We start from the raw sequence: 18444 nt of genomic DNA, 5'->3' as shown, positions 1-18444 counted from the left end.
TTCGCCCCCGCCTCACAAGTACAAGTCTAGGTTAACAAAGCCTTTCGGGCCGAATTGCGGGCGAAATGGTGCGCCTTTGCATCAAGTTTAAGGACAAATGATGGCAACGCGCAAAATCGGCCTCCAGACGACACAATATCTTGTGGTCGATCCGCGGCACGTGCCCTGGCGAGCTTGCCGATTGCAGCACCTATTCCGTTGTCTCGAAACGAAAAAGCAGTTTTCGCCGGCCTTCTGGCGACAGCCGTCGGTCCTGGGCACGGCAGGCCTGCGACATTCGAGAAAAAAAACGGAGAAGCCATCCCTTCAGGCAGCCGGCGCGGTCCCGACTGGCTGTTTTTCGGGCTTGCGAGCGATGCGCCCCAACAAAAAAAGAGGGGCGCCATGGCCCCTCTCTCGTGTTCTTGTGGAAACTGACGACTGGTTCAGACCCAGGGGCGCGCCTGTGCGGCCTTCTCTTCGAAGACGTCAATGGAAGCGACCTTTTCCAGCGTCAGCCCGATATCGTCGAGGCCATTGAGCAGGCAATGCTTCTTGAAGGCGTCAACCTCGAAATGGATCTCGCCGCCATCCGGACCGGTGATGGTCTGACTTTCCAGATCGACGGTGATGATCGCGTTGGAGCCGCGCTCGGCGTCATCCATCAGCTTGTCGACATCTTCCTGCGGCAGCGCGATCGGCAGGATGCCGTTCTTGAAGCAGTTGTTGAAGAAGATATCGGCGAAGCTCGGCGCGATGACGCAGGAGATGCCAAAATCCTTGATCGCCCAGGGGGCGTGCTCGCGCGAAGAGCCGCAGCCGAAATTGTCGCCCGAAACGAGGATCTTCGCGTCGCGATGGGCCGGCTTGTTCAGAACGAAGTCTTCGACTTCGTTGCCATCGGAATCGTAGCGCATCTCGTCGAAGAGGTTCACGCCGAGCCCGGAGCGTTTGATCGTCTTCAGGAACTGCTTGGGAATGATCATGTCGGTATCGACATTGATCAGCGGAAGGGGGGCGGCGATGCCCGTCAAAGTTGTGAACTTGTCCATTTCGTCGTCCTCTTGCCGTCTTCGGGGGACGCCCCCGGCGGCTCAGATCTGGTTTGCGCGGCCCGGCGGGGCCACGATTTGCATCAATACTCGTCGGTATGGGCGCGCAGGAAAAGCGCAAGAACGGAGAGGGCCCCACCGTTAAAGATCAGCTCGATTCCGAGAAGGATGCCGAGCAGCCGTTCGCTTGCCTGCAGGAAATTCGCCAGGATGAACCCGGCGAGCAGGATCGAGAGCGAACCGGAGATCAGCATCATCCAGTAATACCCGGTCTGTCGCATACGGAAGGCCCAGAAGAGGCGCAGCACGCCCGCAAAGGCGATGACAAAGGTAATGACGGCCGTGATGGACATCGTTCCTTTAAGCGGATTGCGCATGAAGGAGATGCCGAGCACCGCGATCAGTGATCCGAGCATCATCGACAGGACCTTGTTGCCAAGGCCGGTATCGGAGAAGCCGAGGATCATCTGAACGCCGCCCGCCAGCAGCAGCATCGAGCCCGTCACCCAGACAATCCCGATGGACACCGCCACGGCGTTGCCCAAGGCAAGGGCCCCAAGAGCAATCGACAACAGCCCTGCGACCAGCCATCTGGTCCATTCGCTCATGAAACCCACCTTGGACACGGCACGCCTACTCATTTGTCCGCGAGCCTACATTACTTCCCGCACATCTGTAAGCTTACCATTTATGGCGGCAGCGGCAGCCATGGCGGGACTCATCAGATGCGTGCGGCCCTTGAAGCCCTGGCGGCCTTCGAAGTTCCGGTTGGAGGTCGAGGCGCAGCGCTCTCCCGGCGCGAGCTGATCGGGGTTCATGGCCAGGCACATCGAGCAGCCCGCAAGGCGCCACTCGAAACCGGCCGCCTCGAAGATCTCGGCCAGGCCTTCTTCCTCGGCCTGGGCCCGCACGAGGCCGGAGCCCGGAACGACCATGCCGCGAACGCCCTCGGCGATCTTCTTGCCCTTCACGATCTCGGCCGCGGCGCGCAGGTCCTCGATCCGGCCATTGGTGCAGGAGCCGATGAAGACGGCATCGATGGCGACCTCGGAAAGCGGGGTGCCGGGCTTCAGGCCCATATACTCCAGAGACCGGCGCGCGGCATCGACCTTGCCACCGGTGAAATCCTCGGGGCTGGGCACAACGCCGGTGATCGGCAGCACATCCTCGGGCGAGGTACCCCAGGTCACGACCGGCGCGATATCCTCGCCCTTAAGGGTGACGACCTTGTCGAAGACGGCATCTTCATCGGTATAGAGCGTCTTCCACCAGTTGAGCGCGGCTTCCCACTGCGCGCCCTTCGGCGCATGGGGGCGGCCCTTGACGTATTCGAAGGTGGTCTCGTCCGGCGCGATCAGGCCGGCACGCGCGCCACCCTCGATCGCCATGTTGCAGACGGTCATGCGGCCTTCCATGGACAGATCGCGGATCGCCTCGCCGCAATACTCGATCACGTAGCCGGTGCCGCCGGCGGTGCCGGTCTTGCCGATCACCGCGAGCGTGATGTCCTTGGCGGTCACGCCGGGGCTCAGCTTGCCGGTGATCTCCACCTTCATGTTCTTGGACTTCTTCTGGATCAGCGTCTGCGTGGCCAGAACATGCTCGACCTCGGAGGTGCCGATGCCGTGGGCCAGAGCACCGAAAGCGCCATGGGTAGCGGTGTGGCTGTCACCACAAACCACGGTCATGCCCGGCAGTGTCCAGCCCTGCTCGGGGCCGACGATGTGGACGATGCCCTGGCGGATGTCGTCCACCGGGTAGTAGTTGATGCCGAATTCCTTGGCGTTCGTGTCGAGCGCCTCCACCTGGATGCGGCTCTCCTCGTTCTTGATGCCTTCTTCGCGATCAAGCGTCGTGGGAACGTTGTGGTCCGGAACGGCGATGGTCTTCTCCGGCGCGCGCACCTTGCGGCCCGCCATGCGCAGCCCTTCAAAAGCCTGGGGGCTAGTCACTTCGTGCACGAGGTGACGGTCGATATAGAGCAGACAGGTGCCGTCCTCGGCTTCATGGGCGACATGCGCGTCCCAGATCTTGTCGTAAAGCGTCTTGCCAGTCATGTGGGGGTCTCTCCCGGTTCGGGTATTTGAATTGGACATGGGAAGGGGCGCTGCAACAAGCAACGCCGGGCGCGCCTCATTGGAGGCCGGTTACACGGGCCTTCAGACCGTGGAAGCGCCAAGGCAGGCGCGCGTGGTCATCCATGTCAAAATTCTTTGCCATGCGCATTCCGCTACAACCACTTGCCCCTTATCGCAAGAGCTTGGGCATTGCCTCTGCCCGGTTTCGCGGGCAATCCTGCGGTATGGAGCAGGATATCCGTGCCTTTCTGGAAGAACTACTGACCTTCGCTCAGCAACTCGAGACGTCGGGTCGCCTTCTGCTGCTGCCGTCCCGGCTGCTGCAACTGGGCATCATCGCGGTGCTGATTCTGCTCTCCCAACTGGTGCGGATCCTGCTTGCGGACCGGATCCGTGACCGGATCCGGCAACTGGAAGGGCGAAGCAAGACGCAGTTGCGCATGTTCGTCATGCTGCAGCGGCGGGTGGCGCTGATAACCTTCTGCCTTCTCTGCTGGCTGACCGTCTTCGTCATGCGCGATGTGATGGAGCTGTTCCCGTCCCGAAGCTACATGATCGTCGTGGCCGGAACGATTGCCTTTGCCTGGCTCGTAATCGGGATCACGACCCGGTTCATCGCCAATCCATTCATGCGGCGGATCGTGAACTGGGGCGCGTGGATCTTCGCGACGCTGCATTTCACCGGGATGCTCGACGAGTTCGCCCAACTGCTGGATTCGCTCTCCATCGAGATCCAGGATTTCCGGCTGTCGCTTCTGAACGTGCTCCAGGCAATCGTCATTACCGGCGCGCTGCTGTTCGTGGCCCGGGTTCTGTCGCGCGCCGGCGCGCGTAGCCTGCGGGGAAACGAAGACATCTCCCCGAGCATGGGCGAGTTGCTCTCCAAGCTGCTGCAAGCCTTTCTCTATGTCTCGGCGGTCTTCCTCGGGCTGCGCGCGGTTGGCTTCGACCCGTCTGGCTTCACGGTGCTCTCCGGAGCCATCGGCGTCGGCATCGGCTTCGGGCTGCAGAAGATCGTCTCCAACATCGTCTCCGGCGCCATCATCCTGATGGATCAATCGGTGAAACCCGGGGACGTGATCTCGCTCGGCGACACCTTCGGCTGGATCCAGTCGCTCGGCGCGCGATACGTCTCCGTGGTCACCCGCGACGGCCGCGAATACCTGATTCCGAACGAGGACCTGATCACCAGCCAAGTCGTCAACTGGAGCCATTCCGACGAATTCGTCCGGCTGGATATCCATTTCGGCACCGATTACGAGGACGACCCCTACCTTGTGCGCCGCACCGCCATCGCCGCGGCCAAGAGCGTCCCGCGCGTGCTGTCGAGCAAGAGCCCCGTCTGCCACATCACCGGCTTCGGCGACAGCTCGGTCGATTACGTCCTTCGTTTCTGGATCACAGATCCGACGAAAGGGCTGACAAATGTGCGCGGAGATGTCTTCCTCGCGCTCTGGGATGCGTTCAAGGAAAACGGGATCAACATCCCCTTCCCACGCCGCGACCTTCGCATGTTACCCGACGAGATACCGGCTCAAAAGGTCGACTGATCACTCCGAAGTTTTTTTGCGTCAGGCTGTCGGAGACCTTGATTTCTTCGGTGCAAACGTTTTTATGCCCTTTCGTCTTCCCGAAATCCAAAGGAATGAGAGGCATCCGATGCGTCGGGTCTATAGCAATGTACATATCGGCCTGATCTCCGCCCTGCTGCTGGCGGCCATCGCCTTTGAAGCGGACGCTGTCAATCTGGAGCAACCGGGAACAGAATCGACTCGGTTCGGTTTTGTCTCGGAAAATCGCTGAAATGGGTGTTTTCGCGTCACACGAAAGCGTTTCTGGCACGATTTCGCAGAGAATTGGCGCCGTCGTTGAGACGTCACCAAAGCAGTGCTATCGTGAAGATACGCCCAGCGCCCGGGCAATGGCGGCGCGCAACCAGGAGGATACTGTCCTGACTCACCATGCGGAAGCCGCCACGCAAACGGCGGCAGAAGAGGCATCCCCGATGCCATCCGAGTTCGAATCTGCAGGCGCGGACGCGCTGCTGGAACGCATTCTTTCGTCTCTCGCTGAAGACAAGGCCGAGGAAGTGGTCACGATCGACCTGCGCGGCAAGTCGGAGATGGCCGACCACATGGTCGTCTGCTCGGGCCGTTCGTCCCGCCAGGTCGCGGCGATCTCGGAAAAGCTCGTCGAGCGGCTCAAGGCCGATTTCGGCATCTCTTCCAAGGTCGAGGGCAAGGATGCCGGCGACTGGGTGCTGATCGACGCGGGCGACGTGATCGTCCATGTCTTCCGGCCCGAGGTGCGCGAGTTCTACCAGCTCGAAAAGATGTGGCTGCCCGCGGGCGGCACCGGCAAGGCTGGCAGCCAGGCCTGATGCGCCTTCATATCGTGGCCGTCGGCCGCTTGCGGTCGGGCCCCGAGGCGGAGTTGATTTCGGACTACCGCCAGCGCGCGGAACGTAGCGGCCGTCCGCTCGGGATCTCGTCGGTGTCCGTAATCGAGATCGACGAGCGCAAGGGCGGGACGAAAGCGGGCGAGGCCGCGCTGCTGGAAAGGGCCCTGCCGAAGGGCGCAACCATTGTTGCCCTGGACGAACGCGGCAAGCTCCTCTCCTCTCCCGACTTCGCAAGCCGCATCGCGTCCTGGCGCGACACCGGCCGCCAGGACCTCGCCTTCGTGATCGGCGGCGCCGACGGGCTCGACCCGGCCTTTGTCAAACGTGCTGACATGGCCTTGTCCTTCGGCAAGATGGTCTGGCCGCATATGCTGGCTCGGGTGATGCTGTCGGAACAGGTCTACCGCGCGGTCTCAATACTCGCAGGGGCGCCGTACCACCGCTCGTAACGATCCGAAGCGGCGAAAGGCAGAACATCTTCTCGTTGGTACAAATACTCCCGCCGGAGGCACGATCATCCCATGGGAAGATCGTTCAAGCACGTAGCGTTTCCAGCCATGCGCACCACGAAACATCGAATTGCCCGCTCTGCGGCGCTCTATCTGTTCCATTCATGCGCTAACAGCACTAGGAAAGCGGCAACCAAGGAGACCTCCCGATGAGCATTCCCAAACCTGTCGTTCTGTGCATCCTCGATGGCTGGGGCATTGGCACCAAGCCGCCGGAAGAAGAGGGCAACTCGCCGGTCCTCGCCAACACCCCCACCTTCGACAAGATGATGTCGAGCTGCCCAACTGCAACGCTGATCACCTTCGGCAACGATGTCGGCTTGCCGACCGGCCAGATGGGCAACTCGGAAGTCGGTCACACCAATATCGGCGCGGGCCGCGTCGTCGCCATGGATCTCGGCCAGATCGACCTCTCCATCGAGGATGGCTCCTTCGCCAAGAAGGAAGCCCTGCAGGGCTTTATCGCCAAGCTCAAGCAAACCGGTGGCACCGCGCATCTGAGCGGCCTCGTCTCGCCAGGCGGTGTGCACTCGCACCAGGACCATATCGTGGAAGCCGCCCGCGTGATCGCCGAGGCCGGCGTTCCGGTACAGATCATCGCGCTGACCGATGGCCGCGACGTGGCGCCGAAATCGGGCGCCGGACAGGTGGCGAAATTCGAAGCCGACCTGCCCGAGGGCGCGAAGGTCGGTGGCGTCGTTGGCCGCTACTGGGCCATGGACCGCGACAACCGCTGGGAGCGGGTGCAGAAGGGCTTCGACCTCTTCGTCTCGGGGAAAGCCGAGTTCGAAGCCGAAACCGGTGCGGCAGCCTGCAAAGCTGCCTATGAACGCGGCGAAACGGACGAGTTCATCGGCGCCACCAAGATCGCGGGTTACGTCCAGCCCAAGGATGGCGACGGCCTGCTGTTCCTGAACTTCCGCGCCGACCGTGCCCGCGAGATCCTCGCCGCGCTGGCCGATCCGGACTTTGCCGAATTCGACGCCTCCGCCCGGCCCGCATGGGGCGCGATCTGTGGCATCGTGGAGTATTCCGACCAGCACAACGAATACATGGACGTGATCTTCCCCTCGCAGGAGATCATCAACACGCTGGGCGAATGGGTCTCCAAACAGGGCAAGACGCAGTTCCGTCTCGCCGAGACCGAAAAATATCCCCACGTGACCTTCTTCCTCAACGGTGGCGTCGAGACGCCCTATCCGGGCGAGGACCGCTTCATGCCGAAATCGCCCAAGGTCGCCACCTATGACCTGCAGCCGGAAATGTCGGCCCCCGAGGTGACGGCGAAATTCGTCGAGGCGATCGAGAAGGGGTACGACCTGATCGTGACTAACTATGCAAACCCGGACATGGTCGGCCATACCGGCTCGCTCGAAGCCGCCAAGGCCGCCTGCGAAGCCGTCGATGCCGGCCTGACCGCCGTGACGAAAGCGCTGGAAAAGGTTGGCGGCGCGATGATCGTGATTGCCGACCATGGCAACTGCGAGACCATGTTCGCCGAGGATGGCGGCCCGCACACCGCCCACACCACGAACCTCGTCCCGGTGATCCTGTTCAACGGCCCCGAGGGCGCGAAGCTGCATGACGGCCGGCTGGCCGATGTGGCGCCGTCGATCCTCGAACTGATGGGTCTTGCGCAGCCCGCCGAGATGACCGGTGTGAGCCTGATCGAGAAATGAGGAAGATCTGTCTGCTCGCCGCATCGCTGATGCTTGCCGGTGCGGCAAGCGCCCAGACAGATCTGTCAGACCTCGCCGAACGGGCGGCGTCCCAGTTGACGGACGCTGCCCGTTCGCTCGAAGCGGCCGAGGGCGCCCGCGACAGGGTCCGTGCGCTCACCGCAACGGTTCAGGCCTACGAGGAGGGCCTCTCGGCGCTCAGGGCCGGCATGCGCCAGGCCGCAAGCGAGGAACGCGTGCAGACTACGGTGCTCGCCGCGCGAGAGGAAGACGTCGCCCGCCTGCTGGGCGCGCTCACCGCGATAGAACGCTCCCCGGCGCCGCTTCTGCTGTTGCACCCTTCCGGCCCGCTCGGCACGGCGCGTTCCGGGATGATGATGAGCGAGATCACCCCGGAACTCATGGCCGAAGCCGATGCGTTGCGCACGGAGTTGCAGAAACTCGCCGTGTTGCGCGCCTTGCAGGAGAGCGCCAGTGACTCGCTTATGGCGGGCATGCGGGGCGCACAGGACGCCCGAACAGCCCTTTCCCAGGCCATGGCCGATCGCACGGACCTGCCGATGCGCTTCACCGCGGACCCGGAGCGGATGCGGCAACTGACCCAGACCGCCGAGTCGCTGGATGACTTTGCCACCGGCCTGAAACAGATCGGTCCCGGCATTGCCGATGTCACCGGTTTCGAGGAACAGAAAGGCACTCTGCCCCTGCCGGTGCAATCCGTCCTTCTGCGCGGGTTCAACGAGGCCGACGCCGCGGGCGTCGCGCGCCCCGGCCTTCTGCTGGCCACACGCCCCGGTGCGCTCGTCACCGCCCCCTGGGACGGTACGATCCGCTATGTCGGTCCGCTGCTAGACTACGGAAACGTGATCATCCTTGAGCCCGCGGATGAGATTCTGCTGGTGCTAGCCGGCATGGGAATTGTCTATGGTAGCCCCGGTGGAGTCGTTCAGGCCGGAGACGCCCTTGGCCTTATGGGTGGTGCCGCCGATGAAGAGTTTCTCGCCGGAAACCAAGTTGGTGGTGGCACTGAGCGGAGCGAAACGCTTTATATGGAATTGAGACAGGGCGAGCTTCCGGTGGATCCGGCAGAATGGTTTGCCCCGACCAAGGGAGATTGAAGACCGCATGAAGAAGTTCGTCATGGCCGCGATTGGCGGCATCGTGGCCGGCGGGGTGCTGACCACCCAGGTCGCGGGCCCGCTACTCGCCCAGGAAGCAGAGAAGAACAGCTCGATCTATGAACAGCTGGACCTGTTCGGGGACATCTTCGAGCGTATCCGTGCGCAATATGTCGAGGAAGTCGACGAGAAGGAACTGATCGAGGCCGCGATCAACGGCATGCTGATCTCGCTCGATCCGCATTCGAGCTACCTCTCGCCGGACGATGCCGACGACATGCGGGTGCAGACCCGCGGCTCCTTCGGCGGCCTCGGGATCGAGGTGACGCAGGAAGAGGGCTTCGTGAAGGTCGTCTCGCCCATCGACGACACGCCCGCCGACGAGGCGGGGATCGAAGCGGGCGATTTCATCACCCATGTCGATGGCGAGAGCGTTCTCGGCCTGACGCTGGATGAGGCAGTGGACCTGATGCGCGGCCCGGTCGGCTCCGAGATCGTCATCACCGTCGTGCGCGAAGGCGCGGACGAGCCGTTCGATGTCACCATCGTCCGCGACACGATCAAGCTCACCGCCGTGCGCACCCGCACCCAGGGTGATACGGTCGTCTTGCGCGTGACCACCTTCAACGACCAGACCTATCCCAATCTTGAGGACGGCCTGAAGGAGGCTGTCGAGGAGCTCGGTGGCATGGACAAGGTCAACGGGTTCGTGCTCGACCTGCGCAACAACCCCGGCGGGCTGCTGACACAGGCGATCAAGGTCTCCGACGCTTTCCTCGACAAGGGCGAGATCGTTTCCACCCGCGGGCGCGACCCTCAGGATGGCGATCGCTACAATGCCGCCGAAGGCGACCTGGCGGAGGGCAAGCCGATCGTGATCCTGATCAATGGTGGCTCCGCCTCGGCTTCCGAGATCGTTGCCGGCGCGCTTCAGGACCATCGCCGCGCCATCGTTATCGGCACCAAGAGCTTCGGCAAGGGCTCGGTGCAGACCGTCATGCCGCTCAAGGGCGACGGGGCGATGCGGCTGACCACGGCACGGTACTACACGCCGTCGGGCCGGTCGATCCAGGCGCTCGGCGTCTCGCCCGATATCATCGTCGAGCAACCGCGCCGCGACCCAAATGCGGAGAAGGAAGATGAGGAAGAGAACGATCGATTCTCCCGCTCCGAGGCGGACCTGCGCGGCAGCCTCGACAATGACAGCCTGACGGAAGACGAGCGCCGCCAGATCGAGGAAGAGCGCCAGAAGGCCGAGGACGCCGCCGCTTTGCGCCAGGAGGATTACCAGCTGGCCTATGCCATCGACATCCTTAAGGGCCTCTCGGCTCTCGACCCGGCCAAGTAAGTTCAAAAAAGCAGCTCCAGGCTGCCGTCAAAGACAGGTGGACCCGCGCATTGCGCGGGTCCTTTTTTTGTAAACTCCTCTGGCGATCGTGCCGGGTTTTTCAAATGCGGGTCAGCGATTTACCCGGCAGAATGCGCAGTGGATGCGGTCGTAATTGATGCCATTGGCGGCCGCGAGCGCGATCACTTTCGAGAAATGGCGCTTGTGACCATCCACGGTGATCGTCGCCAGATCGACATCCGGATCGTAATCGGGCGCCGTCTGTGACGTGTGATTGCGCCAGAAATTTCCGGCAGCGGGGCGGTCATCGATATAGAGCGCATAATCCTTGCAGCCCTGGCCGCCCATGATCTGCTGCTGGTGCGGGAAGCGGCCGGGATCCAACGTCCCGTCATAGGCGGCATCCGGATCTGCGAAGACCTCCGTAAAGACACGGTTGCCAATCGTGAACTGGTTGTCGACCGTGTAGAAATGGATGACCGTCCCCGCGGGCGGCGTCAGCCAGCCGTCGCCGGACCAGGTCTTGAACTGGCCCTTAGCCTTCCATCCGCCATGCGACAGAATCACGAGCTGCCGCGCGCCATCCGTTCTCGATATCGAGATTCCATCATCAGAAATTACAGGCATGCAGACCCCCCTTTTGGTTAATCCAACTATCTCCGCACGAAACTTCCCTCGGGTAAAGCCCGGAAGCGGGAACCCCGCCGATTTTCGCGCGCAACACCCTCTGCCGCCTGCCGCTTCTCCCCAAGTCTCCGCTTGCCTGTCGGCGCCTCCGTCTGGATAAAGCCGCCATGACCAAGGACCCGTCCAAACTCCCGTATCGCCCCTGTGTCGGCGTCATGCTGATCAATGCGCAGAACCATGTCTTTGTCGGCCAGCGGCTCGACAGCGATGTGCCTGCCTGGCAGATGCCGCAAGGCGGCATCGACAAGGGCGAGGGTTGGCGCGAGGCTGCCTTGCGCGAATTGTGGGAGGAAACCGGGGTAACCGAGGATTTGGTCGAGGTCGTCGCCGAAACCGAAGATTGGGTGCGTTATGACCTGCCCGATCATCTGCTCGGCAAGGTCTGGAAGGGCAAGTATCGTGGGCAGGAGCAGAAATGGATGCTGCTGCGCTTCCTGGGGACAGACGAACAGGTGCAGATTGAAACCGACCATCCGGAGTTTTCCGAATGGCGCTGGCTTCCGGCCGAAGAGTTGGTCGAAAATATCGTCCCGTTCAAGCGCGGCGTCTATGAGCAGGTCCTGAAGGCCTTCGCGAAGCATCTCTAGGCGGCGCAGAAGCTTTCGCCGGGTTACTTCGCGCGGAAGCTGTCCTGATGTTCCAAGAACCAGGCGTAGGTATCGCGAATACCTTCATCGAGCGGTATGGAGGCTTTCCAGCCGAGCCGTTCGAGGCGGCTGACATCCATGAGCTTTCGCATGGTTCCGTCCGGCTTGCTGGCATCGAAGACCAGTTCGCCCTGAAACCCCGTCGCCTCCGCCACAAGCTCCGCAAGCCGCCGGATGGTGACATCGGTGCCAGAGCCGACATTGATATGGCTCAGCATCGGCTGGGTCTCTCGCTGGTACGTTTCCGCATCGAGATCGAGCACGTAGAGCGAGGCCTCGGCCATGTCGTCGACATGCAGGAACTCCCGCATCGGTGTTCCCGAGCCCCAGACGACCACCTCCTTGTCGCCGCGCTGCGCGGCTTCGTGGAAGCGCCGCATCAGCGCCGGCATCACGTGGCTGTTTTCGGGGTGGAAATTGTCGCCCGGCCCGTAAAGGTTGGTCGGCATGACCGATCGGTAATCGGTGCCATGCTGGCGGTTGTAGCTCTCGCAGAGCTTGATGCCGGCGATCTTGGCGATGGCATAGGGTTCGTTGGTGGGCTCAAGCGTGCCGGTCAGAAGCGCATCCTCGCGCATCGGCTGCGGCACGGCGCGCGGGTAGATACAGCTCGATCCGAGTTGCAGCAGCTTTCGCACGCCCGCCTGAAAGGCCTGATGGATCACGTTGCACTCGATCATCAGGTTCTCGTAGATGAAATTCGCCGGATAGGTGTTGTTGGCGAGAATCCCACCCACGCGGGCCGCTGCCAGCACGACCTGGTCGGGGCGCTCGGCCTGCAGGAAGTCGCGCACGGCCGCTTGGTCGGTCAGGTCCAGTTCGGATGAACTGCGGGTGACAATCTCCAATGCTTCGCCTGCTTGCTGGCGCGCCTCCAGCCGGCGAAGGATAGCTCCGCCAACCATGCCGCGATGGCCTGCCACATAGATCTTCATCGTGCCTATCCGTTTTCCAGACTCATCGGCAGGTCATAGCCATGCGCCTTGAGCAGCGCGTGGCGCTTCGCGGTTTGCAGGTCTTCCGCGACCATTTCCGCACACATTTCCTGCGCCGTGATCTCGGGTACCCAGCCGAGCTTTTCCTTGGCTTTGGCCGGATCGCCCAGCAGCGTCTCCACCTCAGCGGGGCGGAAGTAGCGCGGGTCGATCCGCAGGATGATTTCCCCGGACTTCACCGATGGCGCGTCTTCTCCGGTGACGGAAGCGACGATGCCGATCTCGTCAACGCCCTCGCCTTCGAAACGGATTTCGAGCCCCAGTCCGCGCGCGGTCCAGATGATGAAATCCCGCACCGAGAATTGCCGCCCCGTGGCGATGACGAAATCCTCCGGCGCCTCCTGCTGCAGCATCATCCACTGCATACGGACATAATCCTTGGCATGGCCCCAGTCGCGCAGCGCGTCGATATTGCCCATGTAGAGGCAATCCTCCAGCCCCTGAGCGATATTGGCCAGCCCGCGGGTGATCTTGCGCGTCACGAAGGTCTCGCCACGGCGCGGGGACTCGTGGTTGAACAGGATCCCGTTGCAGGCATACATCCCGTAGGCCTCGCGGTAGTTCACCGTGATCCAGTAGGCATACATCTTGGCCACCGCGTAGGGCGAGCGCGGATAGAAGGGCGTCGTCTCGCGCTGCGGCGTCTCCTGCACGAGGCCGTAGAGCTCCGAGGTCGAAGCCTGGTAGAAACGCGTCTTCTTCTCCAGCCCGAGGAAGCGGATCGCTTCCAGCAGGCGCAACGTGCCGATGGCGTCAACATCGGCGGTATATTCGGGCGCCTCGAAGCTCACCGCCACATGGCTTTGCGCCCCGAGATTGTAGATCTCGTCGGGCTTAACCTCCGAAATGATCCGGGTCAGGTTTGAGGTGTCGGTCAGATCCCCGTAATGCAGGATGAAATTCGCATTGTTGACATGCGGATCCTGGTAGATGTGATCGACCCGCTGGGTGTTGAAGAGCGAGGCCCGCCGCTTGATGCCATGAACCTCGTAGCCTTTCTCCAGAAGGAATTCTGCCAGGTAAGAGCCATCCTGCCCCGTTACGCCGGTAATGAGAGCCTTCCGCGCCATATCAACCATCGTCCTCGTCATTCATTTCAAAGCGATGCCGGCAGGTTTGGAACTGGCGGCATCCGCAATGTCTCCTTCAAACCTGACCCATCTCCATTCGGCAAGGCATTCCTTGCCCCTGAACGAAAGTAGACCCTGTCCAACCGGGGATTGCCTGGTCGCGACAACGGGCGGCAAGTGCCCCGCCCTTCCCAAATTTCATCCTGGAAAGATCTTCGCCATCTGGGCGTCGAAACGTGCCCAGCTCATCGTGGCCCGGTTTCCGGAAAGCCCGTGGTAATGCGACTTGCCCGACGAGGTCGGCAGGCCGGCCCAGATCCGGGCAAGATTGTTCATGAACTGGTGCCGGGAGATCTCGCTTTGCTGGAACTCGCCAAAACCGGCCTCCTCCAGAAGCTTCATGGCAAGGGCATCCTGCAGGTTCGGTGAGAACAGCTTGTCCTCTCCGACACCCAATTCGCGGACCAGCCGACGGAGCGTCTTGGGAATGAACTGGTAGCGGCCGATCGCGTGTTGCTGGCCAGGGGTCTGCTCGATCCAGGCATAGATTTCTCCGATCGTCATCCGGGTCGGACGCCGTGGCGGGCGGATCTTGGCGGCGAGTTGGACAGCGTCATAACCTGCGGCCCCGGCCTCCGCCTGGGCAATCAGCTGCAGAACCTTGCCTGCCGATGATTTCCGCAGCGCGTCCCAGCCGCCCAGGGGTACGACCAACCCGCGCGCCACCGGGCTTCCCGCGGGTTTTGGTACCAATGCGAACAAGCTGGTTCCATCGCGCCCGGAAAACAGGGACGCGGCGTTCTGGCCCGCATTGCCGGAAGCTTGCCGATGGACGACCGGAACAATGGCGCCCGCCCCGCCGAAGACCGATCCCGCGCGCTGTCTGGGCATCGCCTCGGCCAATACGCCTTGCGGAACGCAGAAAGCCAGCACAAGCGCCAAAGCGGGGATTAGGGCAACAGGGAACATTCACGCCTCGTTCTGAGAGCACCGCATTGCCGGAAATGTCGGCAATACCGGTTCAGATTTCCTTTCCAAGGCTCCCCAAGGCCGGATTTGAACCGAAGGAAATGTCTAAGATTGACACTATCGCGCGCTTCGAACACATCGCTCGCCATGACACGTTCGCGCGCAACCGCCATCGGCTTCGTCGCCGTCCTCCTCTGGGCTCTGCTGGCACTGTTCACCGTCGGCAGCGTCCCGGTGCCGCCATTGCAATTGACCGCAATGAGCTTCGCCATTGGCGGCGCAATCGGAATCATCTGGACAATCGTCGGCGGGGGCGCCCATCGCCTGCGCGGAATTAGCTGGAAAATCTATGCTTTCGGCACGGTCGGCCTGTTCGGCTACCATTTCTTCTATTTCTCGGCACTGCGCCTCGCGCCCCCCGCACAGGCCAGCCTTATTGCCTATCTCTGGCCGCTACTGATCGTGCTGATGTCCGGACTTCTGCCGGGGGAACGGCTCAGAGCCGGCCACCTCGCGGGAGGGGCTCTCGGCTTTGCCGGCGCCGCGCTCATCATCCTGGGCGACGGGCAGAGCTTCGGCGGCAACGCCTGGGCCGGCTACGCGCTGGCACTCGCCTGCGCGTTCTTCTGGTCAGGCTACTCGGTCATTTCTCGCCGTCTCGGGCATGCGCCGACCGAAACGGTGGCGATCTTTTGCCTCGCAACGGCGGCCCTCTCCGCGCTCGCCCATTTCGCCATGGAACAAACCGTGTTGCCCGCGACGGTACTCGGCTGGGCAAGCGTCATGGCGCTCGGGCTGGGGCCGGTCGGACTGGCATTCTATGTCTGGGATATCGGGGTGAAGCAGGGAGATATCCAGCTTCTGGGTGTAGCAAGCTACGCGGCGCCATTGCTGTCGACCCTGGCGCTCATTCTCGCCGGTCTGGCGGCGCCGACGCCCAAGCTCTTGCTGGCGGCGGCGCTTATTACCGGGGGCGCTGCGCTGGCTGCTTGGGCCAGCACCCGCCCCCGAAACGTTACGCGGTCGTAAGACGCGTGATTTCCTCTTTTATTCGAAGTTTCTGCTTCTTGAGTTCTACAATCTCGAGGTCGTCGGAGCCGGGGGCAGCTTGAATCTCTTCCACTTTAGCCGAAAGCGAGGCGTGCTTCTTGCGGAGCTCTTCAACGCGGGCGGACTCGGACATGGCCTACTTCTCCTCTCAAGGTCTGTGTACGACTCAAGTGCACCACGATTTTTCGGTGTTGTCACGTCGAACCGACCTCGCTGATGAATATTTTACATCCGCCCTGTAAAACATTCCCAAAATTACCTATATAGCCGCGCCAAGGCCGGGAAATGGGGCGCCATCGCGCAACAGGCGTGAAATCTCCGGCCGATAATCCTCCCCGTCGAATTCATGCATCCGTCCCTGGTGGAGGATGACCGGCGCATGCAGCCGTAGCGGTGCCTTGCCGCCCTTGCGTGCCCGCAGGAGAATCAGGTTCGCGTCCCGGCCTTCCCGTGGCAACAACGGCTGGATCTGGACCGAGCCAAGCCCCGCGAGACAGCAAAGGATATCGCCAAGTCGCTCCGGTCGGTGGATCATGGTCAGCCAGCCCTTGGGCGCAAGCCGCCGGGCAGCCACGGCAACCCAGTCGGCCAGCGCGGTTTCCTCGCCCATGGCAGCTTCGCGCGCGCCGTGGGGCGAGCTGTGCGAGCGGTCGCGCTGGAAATAGGGCGGGTTGGCGATCACGTGATCGAAACTACGTTGGCGAAGCTCCGGCGGCAGTTGCGTGAGGTCTGCCTCGACAATTTCCAGGTGCGCGCCACATTCGGCGGCGTTTCGCCGGGCGAGAGAAGCCATCTCGGGCTGACGTTCGACTCCCACGAGAACGAGGTCGGGAACGCGCGTCGCCAGGCAGAGCGCGGCGGTTCCGACGCCGCAGCCAAGCTCAAGCACGCTCTGTCCCGGCTTCGCGGGACAGGCGGAGGCCAGCAACACCGGATCGATCCCCGCGCGGTACCCCTTGGCCGGTTGCCATAACGAAAGGCGTCCGCCGAGGTAGTCGTCACGCCGGAGAGCCGGGTCGGTCACCTCACCTGTCCTCCGTTACGTGGATATCATTGTCCCGCAAGGCCGCGCGGGCGAGGAACAGGTCCTCGTCGCGCACCATCAGGCGGCGTGGCAGGATCCCGATCGAACCTTCGAGGACGCTCATATGGACGTCCATTTCGAAGCAGTCTATATCCTCGCCATCCAAGAGGGATTTCGCGAAGGCGATCACGGTGGGGTCGTTTGTGCGCAGAACCTCTTTCATGCAGCAGACTTACGAGAAGGCCCACCGCCTTGTCGAGCAGGGTTACGAGACCGTGATGAGCCTGGACGACGCCAGCCAGAAACCACATGACCGCCTCGCCGCCGTTCTGGCGGGAGATATGGGGCGCGTAAACGACCTGATCCGCACGCGGATGGCGTCCGAACATGCGCCGCGCATTCCGGAAGTGACGGCGCATCTCGTCGAGGCCGGCGGCAAGCGGCTGCGGCCAATGCTGACGCTCGCGGCGGCGCGGATGTGTGGCTACGAGGGCGACAATCACGTCAAGCTGGCCGCAACGGTGGAGTTCATCCACACGGCCACGCTGCTGCATGACGACGTGGTCGACGAAAGCGGACAGCGGCGTGGGCGCCCCACGGCGAACCTGCTTTGGGACAACAAGTCCTCGGTGCTGGTGGGCGACTACCTCTTTGCCCGCTCCTTCCAGTTGATGGTGGAGACGGACAGCCTGCGAGTGATGGACATCCTCGCCAATGCCTCCGCGGTGATCGCCGAGGGCGAGGTGCTGCAGATGACGGCGGCGCAGGACCTGGCGACCACCGAGGAGATCTACCTGCAGGTGATCCGCGGCAAGACCGCCGCGCTCTTTGCCGCGGCCTGCGAGGTCGGCGGCGTTGTCGCCCGCGCCGAGGAGGCGCAGGTTCAGGCGCTGCGCGATTATGGCGATGCGCTCGGCATCAGTTTCCAGATCGTGGATGACCTGCTGGATTATGGTGGAGATTCCTCTGCGACGGGCAAGAATGTCGGCGACGATTTCCGCGAACGCAAACTGACCATGCCGGTGATCAAGGCGGTGGCGGCCGCCGACGCCGAACAGCGCGCCTTCTGGAGGCGTGTGATCGAGAAGGGTGACCAGAATGACGGCGACCTCGACCACGCGCTCGCCCTCATTTCCCATCACGGCACGATGGAAGCCACGCGACAGCAAGCGCTTGTCTGGGCCGACCGGGCCAAATCCGCGCTCGCGACGCTACCGGAGAGCGACATCCGCGGGATGCTCACGGATCTGGCCGATTACGTGGTCGCGCGGGTGCGGTAACGCGAGACCGCATATCTTTCACTAGCCAAGAATACCCGGCCAGTTCTTGAGACCGGCGGCGATATTTCCAGGAATATCCTGCATCCACAGCTCACGCGCCCGCAACGAGGCGTTCAGATAGAGCTTTCCGTCATGAATCGTCCAGGCCTCCGGGATAGTCGGTGCGAGATAGCCGAGCGACGCCGCATAGGCGCAGTACCCACCGAAAACCGGGGTATATCTTTCCGGATCAGCCAAGAAAGCCTCTGCGTTCCCGGCATTCGAGAAATGCCAGTCCGCCCCTCGCCGCATTGCCTTGTGCGCAGGTGATCCCGCCACCGGCTTGCCTTCTTGGAAATACCCCACGGGGTCCGTGCCATTGATTGCAATCGGGTTCTGGAAAATCTCGGGTTCGCGGGCCAGTGCCGCACGCGGAATCAGAGCGCCGGCTAGGGGCGCGGCGGCAAATAGCGCGAGTGTGGCGCGTCGTGTCATCATTGGGTGTCCTCCTCCATGCAGAGGAACATACCAAGTCTTCCGTGAAATTGCGGCCACCTGTCACCACACTGTGATAGCGTC

21 protein-coding genes are annotated in these 18444 nt (G+C 62.5%); 10 read left to right on the top strand and 11 right to left on the bottom strand.

Features of this window, described 5'->3' with window-relative positions; genetic code table 11:
* Positions 1-425: 425 nt before the first annotated feature.
* The 3 genes from leuD to leuC all read right to left on the bottom strand — a co-directional run bounded on the left by leuD (position 426) and on the right by leuC (position 3088).
* Positions 426-1031 (bottom strand): 3-isopropylmalate dehydratase small subunit, encoded by a 606-nt coding sequence (leuD, locus tag BLR85_RS05940; protein ID WP_093151499.1) that lies wholly within the window; start codon positions 1029-1031, stop codon positions 426-428.
* An 83-nt stretch (positions 1032-1114) separates the two neighbouring features.
* Positions 1115-1639, bottom strand: a complete 525-nt coding sequence (locus BLR85_RS05935) for an HdeD family acid-resistance protein (RefSeq protein WP_093151601.1) — start codon at positions 1637-1639, stop codon at positions 1115-1117.
* A 45-nt stretch (positions 1640-1684) separates the two neighbouring features.
* Positions 1685-3088, bottom strand: a complete 1404-nt coding sequence (leuC, locus tag BLR85_RS05930) for a 3-isopropylmalate dehydratase large subunit (RefSeq protein ID WP_093151495.1) — start codon at positions 3086-3088, stop codon at positions 1685-1687.
* A 143-nt stretch (positions 3089-3231) separates the two neighbouring features.
* Between leuC and BLR85_RS05925 the strand changes: the two genes are divergently transcribed.
* From BLR85_RS05925 to BLR85_RS05900, 7 genes are all read left to right on the top strand, one after another.
* Complete coding sequence (locus BLR85_RS05925; protein ID WP_244520614.1) at positions 3232-4659, top strand: mechanosensitive ion channel family protein; 1428 nt, start codon at positions 3232-3234, stop codon at positions 4657-4659.
* Between the two features lie 109 nt (positions 4660-4768).
* Positions 4769-4912, top strand: coding sequence for a hypothetical protein (locus BLR85_RS29020; RefSeq protein ID WP_170844461.1), 144 nt, complete (start codon positions 4769-4771; stop codon positions 4910-4912).
* A gap of 202 nt (positions 4913-5114) precedes the next feature.
* Positions 5115-5489: a ribosome silencing factor gene (gene rsfS / locus BLR85_RS05920; RefSeq protein WP_093151596.1), complete on the top strand. Its 375-nt coding sequence runs from the start codon at positions 5115-5117 to the stop codon at positions 5487-5489.
* The gene (rlmH, locus tag BLR85_RS05915) at positions 5489-5959 is read left to right on the top strand and encodes a 23S rRNA (pseudouridine(1915)-N(3))-methyltransferase RlmH (protein ID WP_093151485.1); all 471 of its coding nucleotides are present in this window, start codon (positions 5489-5491) and stop codon (positions 5957-5959) included. The genes rsfS and rlmH overlap by 1 nt, the downstream gene beginning before the upstream one ends.
* Positions 5960-6168: 209 nt before the next feature.
* Complete coding sequence (gene gpmI / locus BLR85_RS05910; RefSeq protein ID WP_093151481.1) at positions 6169-7698, top strand: 2,3-bisphosphoglycerate-independent phosphoglycerate mutase; 1530 nt, start codon at positions 6169-6171, stop codon at positions 7696-7698.
* Positions 7695-8816 carry a murein hydrolase activator EnvC family protein gene (locus BLR85_RS05905; RefSeq protein WP_093151478.1) on the top strand — a complete coding sequence of 374 codons (1122 nt, stop codon included), beginning with the start codon at positions 7695-7697 and terminating at the stop codon, positions 8814-8816. The genes gpmI and BLR85_RS05905 overlap by 4 nt, the downstream gene beginning before the upstream one ends.
* Before the next feature lie 7 nt (positions 8817-8823).
* Complete coding sequence (locus BLR85_RS05900; RefSeq protein ID WP_093151475.1) at positions 8824-10164, top strand: S41 family peptidase; 1341 nt, start codon at positions 8824-8826, stop codon at positions 10162-10164.
* Between the two features lie 111 nt (positions 10165-10275).
* Here BLR85_RS05900 and BLR85_RS05895 read toward each other — a convergent pair whose 3' ends face one another.
* On the bottom strand, positions 10276-10791 hold the full coding sequence (locus BLR85_RS05895) for a putative adhesin (RefSeq protein ID WP_093151472.1): 516 nt from the start codon (positions 10789-10791) through the stop codon (positions 10276-10278).
* 167 nt (positions 10792-10958) lie between these two features.
* Here BLR85_RS05895 and BLR85_RS05890 point away from each other — a divergent pair, with 167 nt between their 5' ends.
* Entirely contained in the window at positions 10959-11438 is a 480-nt protein-coding gene (locus BLR85_RS05890; protein WP_093151469.1) for an RNA pyrophosphohydrolase, read from the top strand.
* Between the two features lie 23 nt (positions 11439-11461).
* Here BLR85_RS05890 and fcl read toward each other — a convergent pair whose 3' ends face one another.
* The 3 genes from fcl to BLR85_RS05875 all read right to left on the bottom strand — a co-directional run bounded on the left by fcl (position 11462) and on the right by BLR85_RS05875 (position 14532).
* On the bottom strand, positions 11462-12433 hold the full coding sequence (fcl, locus tag BLR85_RS05885; RefSeq protein WP_093151465.1) for a GDP-L-fucose synthase: 972 nt from the start codon (positions 12431-12433) through the stop codon (positions 11462-11464).
* A 5-nt stretch (positions 12434-12438) separates the two neighbouring features.
* Entirely contained in the window at positions 12439-13563 is a 1125-nt protein-coding gene (gene gmd / locus BLR85_RS05880; protein ID WP_093151592.1) for a GDP-mannose 4,6-dehydratase, read from the bottom strand.
* 198 nt (positions 13564-13761) lie between these two features.
* The gene (locus BLR85_RS05875) at positions 13762-14532 is read right to left on the bottom strand and encodes a lysozyme family protein (protein WP_093151462.1); all 771 of its coding nucleotides are present in this window, start codon (positions 14530-14532) and stop codon (positions 13762-13764) included.
* Positions 14533-14679: 147 nt separating this feature from the next.
* On the opposite strand from BLR85_RS05875, the gene yddG reads away from it, so the two are divergent.
* Positions 14680-15561 carry an aromatic amino acid exporter YddG gene (yddG, locus tag BLR85_RS05870; RefSeq protein ID WP_093151459.1) on the top strand — a complete coding sequence of 294 codons (882 nt, stop codon included), beginning with the start codon at positions 14680-14682 and terminating at the stop codon, positions 15559-15561.
* Here yddG and BLR85_RS05865 read toward each other — a convergent pair.
* From BLR85_RS05865 to BLR85_RS05855, 3 genes are all read right to left on the bottom strand, one after another.
* Positions 15548-15715 carry a YdcH family protein gene (locus tag BLR85_RS05865; RefSeq protein WP_093151455.1) on the bottom strand — a complete coding sequence of 56 codons (168 nt, stop codon included), beginning with the start codon at positions 15713-15715 and terminating at the stop codon, positions 15548-15550. The genes yddG and BLR85_RS05865 overlap by 14 nt on opposite strands.
* Positions 15716-15841: 126 nt before the next feature.
* Positions 15842-16606, bottom strand: coding sequence for a tRNA1(Val) (adenine(37)-N6)-methyltransferase (locus BLR85_RS05860; RefSeq protein ID WP_093151451.1), 765 nt, complete (start codon positions 16604-16606; stop codon positions 15842-15844).
* A 1-nt stretch (position 16607) separates the two neighbouring features.
* Entirely contained in the window at positions 16608-16829 is a 222-nt protein-coding gene (locus tag BLR85_RS05855) for a putative signal transducing protein (RefSeq protein WP_093151448.1), read from the bottom strand.
* A gap of 55 nt (positions 16830-16884) precedes the next feature.
* On the opposite strand from BLR85_RS05855, the gene BLR85_RS05850 reads away from it, so the two are divergent.
* Entirely contained in the window at positions 16885-17886 is a 1002-nt protein-coding gene (locus BLR85_RS05850) for a polyprenyl synthetase family protein (RefSeq protein ID WP_093151589.1), read from the top strand.
* Positions 17887-17907: 21 nt separating this feature from the next.
* Here BLR85_RS05850 and BLR85_RS05845 read toward each other — a convergent pair whose 3' ends face one another.
* Entirely contained in the window at positions 17908-18363 is a 456-nt protein-coding gene (locus BLR85_RS05845) for a YHS domain-containing (seleno)protein (RefSeq protein WP_093151445.1), read from the bottom strand.
* Between the last annotated feature and the right edge of the window lie 81 nt (positions 18364-18444).

The organism is Aliiruegeria lutimaris (genome assembly GCF_900099935.1).
GTDB lineage: Bacteria > Pseudomonadota > Alphaproteobacteria > Rhodobacterales > Rhodobacteraceae > Tropicimonas > Tropicimonas lutimaris.
The sequence above is the reverse complement of the archived record's forward strand: the minus strand, read 5'-3'. Positions and strand labels throughout refer to the sequence as shown.